This window comes from Micromonospora chalcea (genome assembly GCF_028768405.1).
Lineage (GTDB): Bacteria > Actinomycetota > Actinomycetes > Mycobacteriales > Micromonosporaceae > Micromonospora > Micromonospora chalcea.
Genome location: NZ_CP118233.1, coordinates 2,640,798 through 2,655,224 on the forward strand (window position 1 = coordinate 2,640,798; position 14,427 = coordinate 2,655,224).

16 protein-coding genes are annotated in these 14,427 nt (G+C 72.6%); 5 read left to right on the forward strand and 11 right to left on the reverse strand.

What is annotated here, in order from left to right; genetic code table 11:
* Window positions 1–11 precede the first annotated feature (11 nt).
* Both PVK74_RS11085 and PVK74_RS11090 read right to left on the reverse strand, forming a co-directional pair.
* Window positions 12–761 carry a sugar isomerase domain-containing protein gene (locus PVK74_RS11085; RefSeq protein ID WP_030500334.1) on the reverse strand — a complete coding sequence of 250 codons (750 nt, stop codon included), beginning with the start codon at window positions 759–761 and terminating at the stop codon, window positions 12–14.
* Window positions 758–1,705, reverse strand: a complete 948-nt coding sequence (locus tag PVK74_RS11090; RefSeq protein ID WP_043329763.1) for a MurR/RpiR family transcriptional regulator — start codon at window positions 1,703–1,705, stop codon at window positions 758–760. Before PVK74_RS11090 ends, PVK74_RS11085 begins: the two co-directional genes overlap by 4 nt.
* Window positions 1,706–1,862: 157 nt before the next feature.
* On the opposite strand from PVK74_RS11090, the gene PVK74_RS11095 reads away from it, so the two are divergent.
* Entirely contained in the window at window positions 1,863–2,852 is a 990-nt protein-coding gene (locus PVK74_RS11095; protein WP_274479030.1) for an N-acetylglucosamine kinase, read from the forward strand.
* Between the two features lie 16 nt (window positions 2,853–2,868).
* Here PVK74_RS11095 and PVK74_RS11100 read toward each other — a convergent pair whose 3' ends face one another.
* The 7 genes from PVK74_RS11100 to ngcE all read right to left on the reverse strand — a co-directional run bounded on the left by PVK74_RS11100 (window position 2,869) and on the right by ngcE (window position 7,859).
* Window positions 2,869–3,300, reverse strand: a complete 432-nt coding sequence (locus PVK74_RS11100) for an SRPBCC family protein (protein WP_113972443.1) — start codon at window positions 3,298–3,300, stop codon at window positions 2,869–2,871.
* Entirely contained in the window at window positions 3,293–3,613 is a 321-nt protein-coding gene (locus PVK74_RS11105) for an ArsR/SmtB family transcription factor (RefSeq protein ID WP_030500330.1), read from the reverse strand. Before PVK74_RS11105 ends, PVK74_RS11100 begins: the two co-directional genes overlap by 8 nt.
* On the reverse strand, window positions 3,606–3,977 hold the full coding sequence (locus PVK74_RS11110; RefSeq protein WP_043331143.1) for a VOC family protein: 372 nt from the start codon (window positions 3,975–3,977) through the stop codon (window positions 3,606–3,608). The genes PVK74_RS11105 and PVK74_RS11110 overlap by 8 nt, the downstream gene beginning before the upstream one ends.
* A gap of 85 nt (window positions 3,978–4,062) precedes the next feature.
* Window positions 4,063–4,548 (reverse strand): hypothetical protein, encoded by a 486-nt coding sequence (locus PVK74_RS11115; RefSeq protein WP_274479031.1) that lies wholly within the window; start codon window positions 4,546–4,548, stop codon window positions 4,063–4,065.
* A gap of 85 nt (window positions 4,549–4,633) precedes the next feature.
* Window positions 4,634–5,539 carry a carbohydrate ABC transporter permease gene (locus tag PVK74_RS11120; RefSeq protein WP_051611443.1) on the reverse strand — a complete coding sequence of 302 codons (906 nt, stop codon included), beginning with the start codon at window positions 5,537–5,539 and terminating at the stop codon, window positions 4,634–4,636.
* The gene (locus tag PVK74_RS11125; RefSeq protein WP_113972445.1) at window positions 5,536–6,444 is read right to left on the reverse strand and encodes a carbohydrate ABC transporter permease; all 909 of its coding nucleotides are present in this window, start codon (window positions 6,442–6,444) and stop codon (window positions 5,536–5,538) included. The genes PVK74_RS11120 and PVK74_RS11125 overlap by 4 nt, the downstream gene beginning before the upstream one ends.
* Entirely contained in the window at window positions 6,444–7,859 is a 1,416-nt protein-coding gene (ngcE, locus tag PVK74_RS11130; RefSeq protein ID WP_043329751.1) for an N-acetylglucosamine/diacetylchitobiose ABC transporter substrate-binding protein, read from the reverse strand. Before ngcE ends, PVK74_RS11125 begins: the two co-directional genes overlap by 1 nt.
* A 163-nt stretch (window positions 7,860–8,022) precedes the next feature.
* Here ngcE and PVK74_RS11135 point away from each other — a divergent pair, with 163 nt between their 5' ends.
* Window positions 8,023–9,402, forward strand: a complete 1,380-nt coding sequence (locus PVK74_RS11135; RefSeq protein WP_274479032.1) for an acyltransferase family protein — start codon at window positions 8,023–8,025, stop codon at window positions 9,400–9,402.
* A 3-nt stretch (window positions 9,403–9,405) separates the two neighbouring features.
* Here the strand turns inward: PVK74_RS11135 and PVK74_RS11140 are convergent, their stop codons facing one another.
* Complete coding sequence (locus tag PVK74_RS11140) at window positions 9,406–10,701, reverse strand: aspartate aminotransferase family protein (protein WP_274479033.1); 1,296 nt, start codon at window positions 10,699–10,701, stop codon at window positions 9,406–9,408.
* A gap of 117 nt (window positions 10,702–10,818) precedes the next feature.
* Here PVK74_RS11140 and PVK74_RS11145 point away from each other — a divergent pair, with 117 nt between their 5' ends.
* Window positions 10,819–11,781, forward strand: coding sequence for a hypothetical protein (locus tag PVK74_RS11145; protein WP_338020360.1), 963 nt, complete (start codon window positions 10,819–10,821; stop codon window positions 11,779–11,781).
* 56 nt (window positions 11,782–11,837) lie between these two features.
* On the opposite strand, the gene PVK74_RS11150 is transcribed toward PVK74_RS11145, so the two are convergent.
* Window positions 11,838–12,524 carry a hypothetical protein gene (locus tag PVK74_RS11150; protein ID WP_030500321.1) on the reverse strand — a complete coding sequence of 229 codons (687 nt, stop codon included), beginning with the start codon at window positions 12,522–12,524 and terminating at the stop codon, window positions 11,838–11,840.
* A gap of 344 nt (window positions 12,525–12,868) precedes the next feature.
* Here PVK74_RS11150 and PVK74_RS11155 point away from each other — a divergent pair, with 344 nt between their 5' ends.
* Together PVK74_RS11155 and PVK74_RS11160 are read left to right on the forward strand one after the other, a co-directional pair.
* Window positions 12,869–13,627 (forward strand): TetR/AcrR family transcriptional regulator, encoded by a 759-nt coding sequence (locus tag PVK74_RS11155; RefSeq protein WP_043329745.1) that lies wholly within the window; start codon window positions 12,869–12,871, stop codon window positions 13,625–13,627.
* Window positions 13,628–13,812: 185 nt separating this feature from the next.
* Window positions 13,813–14,427, forward strand: a complete 615-nt coding sequence (locus tag PVK74_RS11160; RefSeq protein WP_030500319.1) for a DUF6230 family protein — start codon at window positions 13,813–13,815, stop codon at window positions 14,425–14,427.

Genomic DNA, 14,427 nt, shown 5'->3' on the forward strand with positions numbered 1-14,427 from the left:
GTGGTGTCGGGTCAGGCGGTCCGCCGGAGGCGCCCGGCGTACCGCGACTCGAGGGCGAGGTTGTGCTCGTCCCCACCGGGGACGTTGGCGGAGAGGTAGACAGGGGGTACCTCTCCGGCCTGGTGGAACCGTCGTACGACCTCGGCGGTCAGCAGCTGCGCCAGCAGCGCCGCGGTGACCGAGGAGACCGCACAGACCGCGCCGCCGCCCTCGAGCGGCAGCAGTGCGTCGCCGTACGGCGCGCCGTTGTCCAGCACGACGTCGGCGAGGTCGGCGAGCCGGTGCCCGGACGGGTGCCGAGGAGCTACCCGGGCGGTGTGCTCGACCGAGGTGACAGCGATCAGCTGGTGGCCGCCGCGCTTGACGAGCGTCGCCAGCTCGACCACCGAGCCGTTGATGCCGGACTGCGAGGCGACCACGAACACGTCCTCCGGCTGCGGCGCCGCCAGCGCGTAGAGCTGGTGCGCCACGGCCGGGTCGCGTTCCAGTTTCGGATCGGCGAGCACGTCGCGGGGCGCGTCGCCGTGCAGCACGAGGTCGTGCAGGGAGAGCCGGTTGGCGGGGACCAGGCCGCCGGCCCGGGCGACCAGCTCGGCGGCGAACGCCTCGGAGTGACCGGCGCCGAACGCCTGGAGGACGCCGCCGGCGCGCAGGCCGGAGGCGATCAGGTCGGCCGCCCGGTCCACCGCGACCGCCTGGGTGTCGACCAGCCGGTCGAGCACCGGGCGGACCGCGTCGGCGTACCGCTGGGCACTGATCATGAGAGGGACCCCTTCGCGGCCTTGTGCCCGTCGACGGCCTGGGCGGTACGCCGGAAGGCCGCGTGGGCGCGGTCGTGGGTACGCTGCGCCACCGCGATGTAGAGCAGGTCGAGCACGACGAGCTGGGGATGCCGGGCGGAGAGCGCGTCCGGCCGGAACGTGGTCGCCTGACTGGCGGTGACCAGCACGATGTCGGCCAGCTCGGCCAGCGGCGAGCGGGGGAATCCGGTCAGCGCGACTGTGGTCGCGCCGCGGCTGCCGGCCTCGGCGAGCAGCTCGATCGTCTCCCGGGTCTGCCCGGTGTGCGAGATGCCGAGCGCGACGTCCCCGGCGCCCAGCAGCGCGGCACTGGCCAGCCCCTCGTGCACGTCGTTCCAGGCCCACGCCGCGACCCCGATGCGGTGCAGGCTGAACTGCATCTCCTCGCCGACCAGCGCGCTGCCGCTGGCCCCGAAGATGTTCACCCGGCTGGCCCCGGCGATGGCGACCGCGGCGCGTTCCACCTCGGCCAGGTCCAGCAGCGCGGCGGTGTCGTGCATGGCCCGCGTGTCGGCGGCCATGATCTGGTCGAGCACCCGGGACAGCGGGTCGCCGGGCTGGATCTCGCGTCCGATGTCGACGGTCCAGCCGGCGGAGCGGGCCCGTCCGGTCTCGGCGGCGATGCCGAGCCGCAGGTCGGCGTACCCCTCGAAGCCCATCGCCCGGCAGAACCGGGTGATGGTCGCCGGTGACGTGCCGCTGCGCTCGGCCAGTTCGACGATGGTGGCCCGGGCCGCCGCCTCCGGGTCGCTGAGCACGTGCTCGGCGACCCGGCGCAGCGCGCCGGTCAACTCCCCCGCGCCGGCCCGGACCCGGGCCAGCACACCGTCGGCGCCCAGCCGGTCGGCCGGACCGGCATCGACCACCGCGGTCGCCGCGGAAGTCTCCACCTCGTGCTCGACCATCGGCGGGCGCCTTTCGGAAAAGAGTGTTAACTGTTAGTGGTAAAAGTTCTTACTGAAGGCCCCTCCGTGTCAAGGCCGTGGGCGAAGTTTTCAAACTGTTACCTGGCGCACGACCGCGATCTTGCGTCCGGCGACGCGGCCGACCAGCATGGGGACCATGTCGGACACCGTCGTGGTCGGCCTCGACGTCGGGGGTACGTCGACCCGCGCGGCAGCGCTCAGCCTCGACGGCGCCCGCCTGGGCGAAGGCCGGGCCGGCGGCGGCAACCCGACCAGTCACGGCGCCGACCGGGCCGCCGCCGAGCTGCTCACCGCCCTGCGCGCGGCGCTCGCCGGCATCGACCCGACCCGGGTACGCGCCGGCGTCATCGGCCTCGCCGGGGCCGGCCGTCTCCTGGCCGACCCGAACGGCCGCGACGCGTTCGACAGCGCCTGGGCCGAGGCGGGACTGCGCTGCCCGTACGCGGTGCACGGCGACGCGCTGGTCGCCTACGCCTCCGGCACCGCCGCCCCGGACGGCACTGTGCTCATCGCCGGCACCGGCGCGATCGCCGCCCAGGTACGCGACCTGCGGCTGGACCGTGTCGCCGACGGCCACGGCTGGCTGCTCGGCGACGCCGGCTCGGGGTTCTGGCTCGGCCGCGAGGCGGTCCGCCGGCTGCTGACCGGTCTGGACCGCGCACAAGCCCCCGGCGACCTGGGCCGACGGGTGCTGTCGGAACTGACCGGCGCGACCGCTGTGGACGACCGACCGCGTGCGACGGTCGACGCCGTGGTGCAGGCGGTGACCCGCCGACCGCCGGTGGAGCTGGCCCGGCTCGCGCCGCTCGTGGTGTCGTCGGCCCGCGACGGGGAGCCCACGGCGGTCGCGCTGATCGCCGAGGCCGCCGCGGCGCTGGCGCAGAGCGTGTCCCGGATCCGCCCGCCGGGAGCGGCCGACCCCGTGGTGCTCGGCGGCGGGCTGCTCACCGGCGACACGCCGCTGGCCGGCGCGGTACGCGCGGAGCTGGCCGAACGCTGGCCGGACGCGCCGCTGCTCAGCGCCGGGGACGGGGCCGCCGCCGCGGCCTGGCTCGCCGCCCGGGACCTGCCCGAGGTGACCGACCCGGCGGCGCTGCACGCCCGCCTCGTGCCCCCACCCGCCTGACCCGCGCTGCGGCGGGTCAGGGCAGCGCGGTCAGCGCGGCGGCGAGGCGCGCCCAGACGTGGGTACGCCAGCCGCCGTCGAGCAGCGTGAAGGTACGCCGCTGAAGCGGATCGTCCGGATCGAACCCGGCGTGCTCCAGGAACAGCCGGGTGCCCCGCCCCTCGGGCACAAGCGTCCAGGTGACCACCGTGTCGAGCGTGCCGCCGCGCCAGGCCCACCGCATCCGGCGCGGCTCGTCCAGTTCCAGCACCTCGCAGTGGACCGTCCCGTCGAACCGCTGGCCGGGTCGCGCGTCGGTCCGGAACGTGAACCGGTGCCCGCGTACGGGCCGGAAGTCGTTCGGCATGAGCCAGCGTCCGATCAGATCGGAATCGGTCAGCGCGCGCCACACCTTGGCGGGCGGGTGCGGCAGGAACTGGTCCACCGCGATGCGGGTCGGCTCACTCATCCGGCATCGCGTCCAGCACGTCGCCCAGGCCGGCCAGCCGCTGCCGCCAGAACCGCTCGTACGGGGTGAGCCAGTCGGCCACCTCCCGCAGCGGCTCGGGGCGCAGCGCGTAGACCCGCTGCCGGCCGACGGGCCGCTCGGTCACCAGCCCGGCGTCCTTGAGCACCCGCAGGTGCTCCGACAGGCTGGGACGCCGCATCTCGAAGCGGTCGGCGAGCCGCTGCACCGGCTGCTCCCCCTCGTCGCGGAGCAGCCGCAGCACCTCCCGCCGGGTCGGGTTGGCCAGCGCCGCGAACACGTCCGGCTCAGACACGGGTCTCCTGCAGGACGAGCCCGTTGCCGTCCGGGTCGGCGAAGGTGACATAGCGCCCCCAGGGCACGACCTGGACGCTGTCCTCGGCGAACGCCACCCCCCGCTCGCGCAGCCGGGCCACGTCCGCGTCGAGGTCGTCGCTCTCCAGCACCAGCCCGCGCAGCGAGCCGGCCGGCATGCTGTCGAACCAGGTGACGAGCGTCAGCGTGGTCACCGCGCCCCGGGGCGCCACCTGGACCCAGCGGCCGTCCGGCATCGGGTTGTCCCGGACCAGGTCGAAGCCGAGGACGTCGACGTAGAAGTCGCGGGCCCGGTCCTGGTCGCCGACGGGGACGGAGACGATCTGCGCGTGAGTGACGGACATGCCCGCCAGCATAGGTAGGAGATTTCCTACCGGTCAAGCGGAACGAAGGCCGGCCGGGATCTGCCGACCGGCCTCCGTCACCCGCTCAGGCGTTCGGACCGCCCGGCTGCCCCGGCTGCCAGCCCTGCGGCGCCGGCTGCCCGGCGTGCGGCGGGTACGCCGCGTGCTGCTGCGGCGCCTGACCGGGATACCCCTGCGGCGGCGCGCCGTACTGCGCCGGCTGACCCTGCGGCGCGCCGTACGGCGCGGGCTGACCCTGCCCCGCCGGGTACATCCCCGGCTGCTGCGGCCCGCCCGCGAACTGCTGCGCCGCCGCCTGCTCGCGTGCCTCCTTGCGCGCCTTCACCGCGCGCACGATCAGCAGGATCGGCAGGACGAAGACGTAGAAGAAGATCCGGTAGCTGTCGCCGTCGAAGAGGAACAGCAGGTAGAAGCCGTACCCGAAGAAGGCCAGGCCGACGACTACGTTGAGGATGCGGGAGCCGGTCCCCTGTTCCTTGACGGCCACGCCTACCGCGACCATCGCGATGCCGCCGAGCAGCAGCAACAGCGTGTAGATGAGGAAGAACATGAGATTCCTGTCGATAGATGAGCGTGCCGGCCCACCCTAGGTCAGTTCGATCTTCCCCACTGCCCCGTTGCCTGTGGCAACCACCTCACTTGAGCTGCCCCGCGGTCAGTCCGGACTGGACCTGACGTTGGAACGCCACGTACACCACGAGCACCGGCAGCACCGCGATGGTCAGGCCGGCGAACAACTGGGCGTAGTCACCGGCGTAGCCCTGGCTGACCGCGAGCGAACTCAGGCCCTGGGCGAGCATCCGGTCCTGCCCGTCGCCGGGGATGAGCACCTGGGGCAGCAGGAACTGGTTCCAGTGGCTCAGGAAGTTGAAGATGCCGACACTGATCAGTCCCGGTCGCGCCATCGGCAGCATCACCCGGAAGAACAGCCGGAAGTGCCCGCATCCGTCGATCAGCGCGGCCTCCGCCACCGAGGTCGGCAGCGTCCGGAAGAACGCGGTCAGGAAGAACACCGTGAACGGCAGCGAGTAGGCGGTGTAGACCAGGATCAGGCCGGGCCAGGTGCCGAGCAGGCCGACGCTGCGGACCACGAAGAACAGCGGCACCAGGGCCAGGAACACCGGGAACATCATGCCGCCGACGAACAGGTAGTAGACCACCTGCCGGCCGCGGAACTCGTAGCGCGCGAAGACGTACGCGGCGGTGGCGCCGAGCAGCATGGTCAGACTCAGCGAGCCGGACACCACCACCAGGCTGTTGAAGAAGAACCGGCCGATGTGCGCGGTGCTCCAGGCCCGCGCCCAGTTGTCGAAGCGCAGCGCCTCGGGCAGCCCCCACGGCTCGGCGATGATCTCGCCGTTGCTCTTCAGCGAGCTGAGCACCATCCAGGCCAGCGGCAGCACCGTCATGGCCGCCCAGAGCATGAGGAAGCCGTGCGAGAAGACGTTCGCCACGCCCAGCTCACGCCGGGGCGGACGGTCGGCCGGGGTCGCCGCGCGGGTCGCCTCGGCGCCCGGGGCGCCGGTGTCCACGGTGGTCACGAGTACTCGATCCGATCGCGCCGGGCGGTGCGCAGCGCCAGCACCGCCACCGAGAGGGTCAGGAAGAACATCGCCACACCGATCGCCGAGGCGTACCCGAACTTGTTCTCGCTGCCGAACGACGTGTCGTACATCCGCAGCCCGATCACGTCGGAGGAGAAGTTCGGCCCGCCGTTGGTCATGAGCTGGACCAGGATGAAGCCGTCCAGCGCCGCGATGGCCAGGTAGATCCACGCGACCTGGATGGTGTCCCAGAGCAGTGGAATGGTGATCTTCCGCAGCATCGTGGTGCGGGACGCGCCGTCGAGCAGCACCGCCTCGTAGATGTCACGCGGGATGGCCTGCATGGCGGCGCCGAAGAGCACCACGTAGAAGCCGACGTTGCTCCACACCATCACCGCCAGCACGCACCAGAACGCGAAGCGCGGGTCGCCGAGCCAGGCCGGGGTGGCCAGCCCGACGGCGCGCAGGGCGCCGTTGAGCAGGCCACTCGTCGGACTGTAGATCTCCTTCCAGAGCAGCGCGATGATCACCACGGAGAGCACCTGCGGGAAGAAGTAGACGAGCCGGTAGACCGAGGTGCCCCGCACCCCGGTCACCCCGGCCCGGCCCCGGCGGCCGCCCATGGTGAGCATGCTGGCGAAGAACAGGCCCAGCCCGATCGTCACCACCGGCACCACGGCGAGCAGGATCGCGTTGTTCTTCAGGGCGTTCCACACGTACCCGTCGTGCAGCAGCGTGCGGAAGTTCGCCATGCCGACCGGGTCGGCCTGCGCGGAGTAGCCCATCCAGTCGGTGGTGGAGATCTGAAAAGCCTGGAGGTACGGCGAGAGCACGAAGATGCCGTACAGCGCCAGCGGGGGCAGCAGGAACGTGAGGATCAGGGGGAGGCGACCCTGTCGCATCACGCGGACCGCTTGTACTTCTTGACCGAGCTGTCTCCGGCGATCGAGTCGGCGCCCTTCTGGCACTGGTCGAGGAACTCGGCCGGGCCGATCCGTCCGCTGAAGAACTCGCCGCAGGCCGCGTCGACGAGGTTGCGCTCCAGCTTGCGGTAGTAGTTGTTGTAGACCCAGTTGAAGCCGTTGGACCCGGACGCGTCGAGCGCCTTGACCACGGTGCTGAGCCCGTACGGCAGGTCGACGCCCTCGGTGGCGCCGGCGACCACGGGCAGGCTGGCGACCTTCTTGGTGAAGTCCTGCGCGCCCTTGCGGGACAGCATGGTCCGGAAGTACTCCAGGCCACCGGCTACGTTCTTCGCCTTCGCCGGCACCATGAACGGCTCGCCCGCGGTGCCGCGGATCGCCTCGTACGGCAGCTTGTCGCCGCTGCCCAGGCTCGGCGTGGGCGCGACCGTCATGTTGAAGCCGGGCGGGGTGACGTCCTTCTGCTCGCTCTCCAGCCAGGAGCCGCAGGAGATGAACGCGGCCTTGCCCTGGCACCAGGCGGTCTGCGACTGCTTGTGGTCCAGGCCCGGGGAGCCGGCGAGGATGAACTTGTCCTTGACGATCTGGTGCCAGGCGTCGGCGGCGGTCTTCATCGCGTCCGACTTCCAGGCGTTCGGCTCCAGATTGTCGATCGCCAGCGCCACGGACGGGCCGCCGAGCTTGATCGCGGTGGAGATCAGCGGCCAGCTCATGTAGCGGGGGTGCACACCGGCGTACGTCCAGGGGGCGATGCCGGCGGCCTTGATCCGGCGGCAGAGCGCGATGTGGTCGTCCCAGGTCTTGGCGTCCTCCCAGCCACGGTCGGCGAACAGCTTGGTGGAGTGCCAGATGCCGTACACCGTGTAGGTGTAGTTGAGGACCAGGAACCGGCCGTCGTAGGAGCCGACCTCCACGGTGCCGGGCAGCAGCGTGTCCTTGACCGTCTTGCCGGGCGTGTCGAGGCTGGGGGCGGCGAGCAGCTCGCCCAGGTCGGCGAGCGCGTTCTGGGAGACCAGGCCGTTGAAGTCGATCTGGCCGGCGCCGGAGTTGTTCACCACGTCGGGCGGGCTGCCGTCGACGAAGCGGGGCTGGAGCGTCTTGCTGATCTCCGCGGTGGCCGAGTGCTTGATCTCCGCCTTCGGGTACCGCTCCTTGTACATGGCCTCGTGGGCCTTGGCGTAGTCCTCCCCGAAGCCGCCGTTGAAGATCACCACCTCCAGCGGGGCGTCCTCGGCCACGCCGAGCGGGTTCTGCTCACTCTTCGTGCCCTTGTACGCGCCGCCGTCGCCCTCGTCGCCGCCACCGGAGGTGGCGCAGCCGGCGAGCAGGCCGGCGGCAGGGGTGGCCAGCAGGCCGGCGGCGGCGCTGCGCCGAAGGATCTCACGCCTGTTCATCGCATCTCCTCGGTTCGGGTACGCCCGGTGAACGATCTGTCGCTTGTCTTCACATAAGGCATTTCCACTGAAGAATTTCTACGACAGTGCGACGGGGACCACAACCCCTCTCGACCGATCCGTTATCCGTACCGGTCGCGGCGCGCTGGCCTAGCCTGACTTCATGCGCCGCCTGCGGCAGCTCGCGCAACGCACGCCGCCGGGGCGGGAGCGCTACATCGACCTGCTCCGGGCGCTGGCCATCACCATGGTCGTGCTCGGCCACTGGGGCGTCACGGTGATCGGGTACGACAACGGCCGCCCCGCCGGCCACTCCGCGCTGGCGGACCTGCGCTGGGCCTGGCCGCTGACCTGGGTGGCCCAGGTGATGCCGGTGTTCTTCCTGGTCGGCGGCTACGCCAACGCCGCCTCGCTCACCTCACGCCGCCGCCGGGGCGGCTCGGCGACGGGCTGGCTGGTCGACCGCAGCGCCCGGCTGATCCGCCCCACCACCGTGTTGCTGCTGGTCCTGGCGGCGGGAGCGGGAGTCGCCACGCTGCGCGGCGCCGACGCGGCGCAGGTGCGCGAGGTGATCTGGTTCGCCACCATCCCGCTGTGGTTCCTGGTCGCCTACGTGGCGGTGGTGGCGCTGACCCCGCCGATGTACGCGCTGCACCGCCGGTTCGGGCTCGCCGTGCCGGTGGCGCTCGTGGCCCTGGTCGCGCTCGGCGACCTCGGCCGCCTGCTCGGCCCGGCCGTGCTCGCCGACGGCAACTACCTGCTGGGCTGGCTGGCCGTACACCAGGTCGGGTTCGCCTGGTACGACGCCGCCCGGCCGGACAACCGCGCCGGACACGCCGCGCCGCGTGGCCTGTTCCGCCGCCGGCTGCCGCTGTCCGGCCGGGCCGGGGCGGTCCTGCTCGGCGGCGGCCTGGTCGCGCTGGTGCTGCTCACGGTGGCCGGACCGTACCCGGTGGCGATGCTCCACGTACCCGGCGAGCGGCTGGACAACGCGGCACCGCCGAGCCTGGCGCTGATGGCCGCCGCGGCCGCCCAACTCGGCCTGATCCTGCTGCTGCGACGCCCGGCCGGGCGCTGGCTGCGCCGGTCCGGCCCCTGGCAGGCGGTGCTCGCGGTCAACGCCGTGGTGCTCACCCTGTTCCTCTGGCACCTGACCGCCGCGGTGCTGCTGGTCGGCCTGCTGGACGCGCTCGGCGTGCTGCCCACTCCCCCGGTCGGCTCGGCGGCCTGGTGGGCGTGGCGCGTACCGTGGCTGCTCGCGCTGGCCGCGGTGCTGGCCGTGCTGGTCGCCGTCTTCGGCCCGGTCGAGGCCCGGACCCGCCGCCCGGCCGCGACCGGCCCGGCCGGCGTCGGGAGGCGGCGGCTGCGCGCCGGGCTGGCCCTCGCCGGGTATGCGGGCGTGCTCGTCGGCCTGCTGCTGAACAGCCTCACGCCCAAAGAGGGACCGGAGCCGCTGGGCCTGCCCGCCCCGGCGCTGGTGGCGTACCTGGCCGGGGCGGGTCTGCTGCGGCTGCTCAGGTCCGGACGGGACCGGCCGGGCTGATGGTCACGCCTCGATCGAGGCGCGGATCGCGTCGACCAGGATCGCCAGGCCCTCCCGGGCCTCGTCCTCGGTGAGCGTCAGCGGCGGGCCCATCCGGATCACGTTGCCGTACAGGCCGCCCTTGCCCACCAGCAGGCCGCTGGCCCGGCACGCCTCGAACACGCGGGTGGTCAGCGCCGCGTCCGGCTCGACCGTGCCCGGGTGGACGAACTCGACGGCGAGCATCAGGCCCTTGCCGCGTACCTCGGCGACCCGGTCCAGCCCGGCGGTGGCCGCGCGCAGGCCGTCGCCGAGGATCGCGCCGACCCGGGCGGCGTTGCCCTGGAGGTCGTGGTCGAGCAGGTAGTCGAGCACCGCGTTGCCGGCCGCGGTGGACACCGGGTTGCCGCCGAACGTGGAAAAGCTGATCGCCGGCACCGACTCCAGCACCTCGGCCCGGCCGACCACCCCGGCGAGCGCGAAGCCGTTGCCGATGCCCTTGGCAAAGGTGAGCAGGTCCGGGGTCACGCCGTGCGCCTGGTAGCCCCAGAAGTGCTCGCCGGTACGGCCCCACCCGGTCTGCACCTCGTCGCTGATCAGCAGGATGCCGTGCTCGTCGAGCACCTTCTTCCAGGCGGCGAAGAGCCCGTCCGGGCCGTGCACGAAGCCGCCGACACCCTGGACCGGCTCGGCGATCAGGCAGGCCACGTCGCCGGCGGTCTGGGTGGCGAGCACCTCGCGCAGGTCCTCGACCGCCGCGTCGACCCGGTCGGCGGCGTCGAGCCGGGCCAGCAGCCCGCGCAGCCGCTCCCCCGAGTGCAGCCAGGCCACCTGCAAGGGGTTCAGCGCGCTGGCCGACCAGCCGCGGTTGCCGGTGACGCCCATCGTCGCGTACGACCGGCCGTGGTAGCTGTTGCGCACCGCGAGGATCTGGTGCGAGCGCCGGTGGTTCGTGGCGACCAGCAGCGCGGCCTCGTTCGCCTCGGTGCCGGAGTTGGTGAAGAACACGCGGGCGTCCGGGATGCCGGAGAGCCGGGCGATCTTCTCGGCCAGCTCGACCTGCCGGCGGATCAGGTAGAGCGTGGAGGTGTGCACGAGCCCGGTCCGCAGCTGCCGCTCGACCGCCTCCCGGATCTCCGGGATGTCGTGGCCGACCATCGTGGTCAGCACGCCGCCGAAGAAGTCCAGATAGGTCCGGCCGGCCGCGTCGGTGACCCGGCGACCGGACCCGGCGACGAGTTCCAGCGGTTCGGCGTAGTAGAGCGGCATCCAGGACGGGAGCACGGCGCGGTGCCGGGCCAGCAGGTCGTCGGAGGTCATCGGCGCACCCTTCAGCGGAGGTGGATCCCCGCACGTTCCCACCACGAGCGGGGGCGGGACAACTGGCACTTCGCGGGCCGGCCCGGCGGTAGCATCCGGCGGGTGCGGACGGATCAGGTGACGTTGCCGGGCGGCGTGGCGGGGACGACGCGGGCGGACCTCCTGGCCGGGATCCGGTCCTGGGTGGAGTCCGCCCCGGTGCGGGATCTGGTGGCGCACTTCGGCGGCGACTGGCCCGACGGCGACCTCGCGGCGGTGCTGGCCGGCCTGGACGTGTTCTCCGCCCGCCGCTGGGACTTCCGGCAGGGACGGGAACGCCCGGACGCCCGGGAGCCGGCGTTCGACCCGGCCACCGCCGGGCTGGTGCTGCGCGCGGCCGCCACGCTGGGCCTGGTCCGCGCCGTCGCGCCGGCCCGATCCGGGTACGCGCACCTGCTGGTGCTCGGCGGGCTGGCGCACGCCTGCCTGCGGCGCACCGCGTACGCGGCGATGCTGGCCCGGACGGCGGCCGGGGTGACCGGCGAGGTGGCGGTGCTGGGCAGTTTCCGGCCGCTCTCGGCGGTCGAGTGCCGCACGCTCGACGCGGCCGGGGTGTCCGGCTGCGCCACCGAGGTCGACGTCCTCGACGCCGGGGTGCGGCTGGCGTTCGGGGTGGCCGAGCCGGACGACGAACGCGGCGAGCCCGCCGGTCATCCGCACCGGTCCTGGTCCTCGCGCACCTACCGGCCGGCCGGGCTGCCCCCGGTACGGGTGCTCGCCGCGCCGTCGAGCGAGCCGGACCGGCGTCGCGCGCACACCGCCGACACGCAGCGGTTCTGGGCCGAGCACGTGCGGCTGCGCGCGGGCGACGAGGTGCTGATGGTGACCGCACCGATCTACGTGCCGTTCCAGCACTGCGACGCGCTGCGGACGCTCGCCGTGCCGTACGGGTGCGGCATCGAGACGGTCGGCGTGGACCCGGCCGCCCGGGCCGCTGTCGACGTGCCGGAGCCGACCCTGACGCCGGGCCGCTACCTGCAGGAGATCCGGTCGGCGCTGCGGTCGATGCGCGCGCTGCACGCCACGTTGACGGCCGGCTGAACCGGCGTGCGGGCCGGCGCCCGGCGTACCGCCGCGCACCGGCCCGGGAGCGGGTGTCAGTTGACGTAGACCGCCGGGCTGCCGGTCTTGCTGGTGTCCTTCACCGGCGAGTACGAGGCGGTGAAGTACGCGGTGCCGAAGCACAGCGACGGGCCGGAGAACTTGGTCAGGGTCTGGTTGGTGAAGGTAATCGAGTTGGTGCCGTTGGACGCCGTACCGGTCAGCGTGTTCGTGCTGGTGCGGTAGACGCAGGTGATCGCGCCGAGCAGCGAGTTGAGCACGACGGTGCTCTGGATCGGCGCGGCCGCCGTGCCGGCGATGGTGACCACGCCGGCGCTGGTCACCGACGTGGTGTACGGCAGGTTGTTCACGGTGATGCTCTGCACGCCGGTGGTGCCGAAGACGTTCGTGGTGCAGCTGGAGAACGACTGCGCGGTCAGGCTCTCGGTCGCGGTGCCGGGGGCGGTCGGGTTGGTCAGCACCTTGGCGCTGAAGCTGGACGCGGCGCACTTGATGCCGGTGGTGCCGCTGGACGAGGAGTAGAACGTGGCGTTCGTGCCGCTGCGCAGGCTGGCCTGGATGACGTCGCCCACCGACACGGCGGTGCCGGCGACGGTCGGGTAGGTCAGCACGTTGCTGGCCAGCGAGGTGGTGGGTGCGGCGGTGGCGGGGGCGGCGCCGACCAGACCGGTCAGCAGCGCCAGGGCGGCGAGACCCGCGCCGATGCGTCCGTACCTGGGCATGGTTGTTCCTTCCGGCGGTGGGACAGGAAACGGTTCCGGCGGCGTCCGGGGTGGACGGAGCCGGTGGGTGCGGCGGCCGGGCCGCCGATGGTGGTGGTGCGCCGTTGCGGCCTCAGCGGGCCGGGCGGCGTGGCGCAGTGCGGCGACGCCGCGTCACCTCGGTCTTTCCGGCCTTGGGGGGACGGGTGCGCGCGGCGATAATGGCAGCCATCCGGCCCTCCTTCGACACGTACGGGGTGACCGACGAGGAGAGATCACCAGCGGTGACGGGGCGTGAACTGAGCGTGTCGAAAGTTATAAACCCCGGAGGGTCGTAAAGTCAACGCATCGAGAGAGGTCGACAGGTGACCATCCCGAGCCCGCCGTCACCGGCACCCGCACCCCTGCCGGGCGCCCGCCACGGCCGCGACCCGGACCGCGCCATCAAGCGCGGCCCGCGCCGGGTGCCGGCCGAGGAGGTGGCGGCGACCCAGCGCGACCGCCTCTTCGACGGGCTGGTCCGGGAGGTCGCCGCCCGGGGGTACGACAACGCCCGGGTCAGCGACATCTGCCACGCGGCCGGAGTCACCCGGCCCGCGTTCTACGCGCTGTTCAACGGCAAGCAGGACGCGTTCCTGGCCGCGTACCGGCACGGCATCGCCGTGGTGTCGCACCTGATGGAGGACGCCTACCGCGACGCCGGCCCGGCCTGGCCGGACGCGGCACGCGCGGCGCTGCGCACGCTGCTCGACGTGCTGGCGAGCGTGCCCGCGTTCGCCCGGATGGCACTCGTCGAGGTGGACGCCGCAGGCCCGGACGCGCGCCGGGAACGCGACGCGCTGCTGCGCAGCTTCCGCCGGTTCTTCGCCGGCACCGGTCCGGAGCCGGCGGAGGTCGATCGCGACGCGCTGGTGTCCACTGTGGTCGGCGGCATCCACGCCACCATCCGTGAGCGGGTGGCGCAGGGGCGGGCCGACGAGCTGCCGGCGCTGCTGCCGGTGCTCACGTACGCGGCCACCGCGCCGTTCCTCGGTCCCGAGGGCGCCCGGCGCGCCGCCCGGGCCGCCCGACCGGACGACGGACCGGCCGCCACGGCGCCGTGCGCGCCGCCCGCTCATCCCTGACCGATCAGAAACCGCAGCGGTTTTTCACTTTGGCCGCTTTTGGCAAATGCCGTCCAATGATCTGCTACAGGCAGTTGACCGGCCCTTTACTCAGCGGTAACTTCGGCCTGCGCCCACCCGGCGCGGACGCCCCGCGAATCCAATTCACATCGTCGCGGATGAATTGATCTCGAAAGGGAGCCAGCATGTCGGAGCAGATCGATCAACCGAGAAGCGGCGTACGCTGGCGCCGGTTCGCCGTCACGCTCGGCACCGTGACCGTCGGCGCGGCCGGCATGGTGATGCTCACCGCGCAGGGTGTCCTCGGCGCGCAGTTCGCCATCTCGGGCATGCCGTTCACCGTCACCGCGGACAAACTGGAGGGGACCGGGTTCGAGCAGTTCGCCACGCTCGACCAGATGATCCCGGACAGCCCCAACCAGGGCGACACCGGCGGGCAGGTGCTCGTGATCGTCTCGGCCATCGACAAGGCCGAACTGACCAACCTCTGCCAGAGCATCAATCTCGGCGGAACCAACCTGCGGATCACCGCCGGCAATTCCGGCAAGCCGGTGACCGCCCGCACGCTCGTGGTCGACGGCGACGAGATCGCCGGCAACGCCTCCTTCAAGAACATCGACGTCGGGCAGGACGCCAGCACCGTCGACAAGGTCCCCGGGGTCAAGGGCAACCCGGGCGTGTTCGCCCAGCAGGCCGACACGGTGACCATCACCAACCTGCGGCAGAACAACTACGCCACCACCGCCGCGATCTTCACGCTGCCCAACCTGCGCATGGGCTTCAGCTCCGACGGGTGCTGA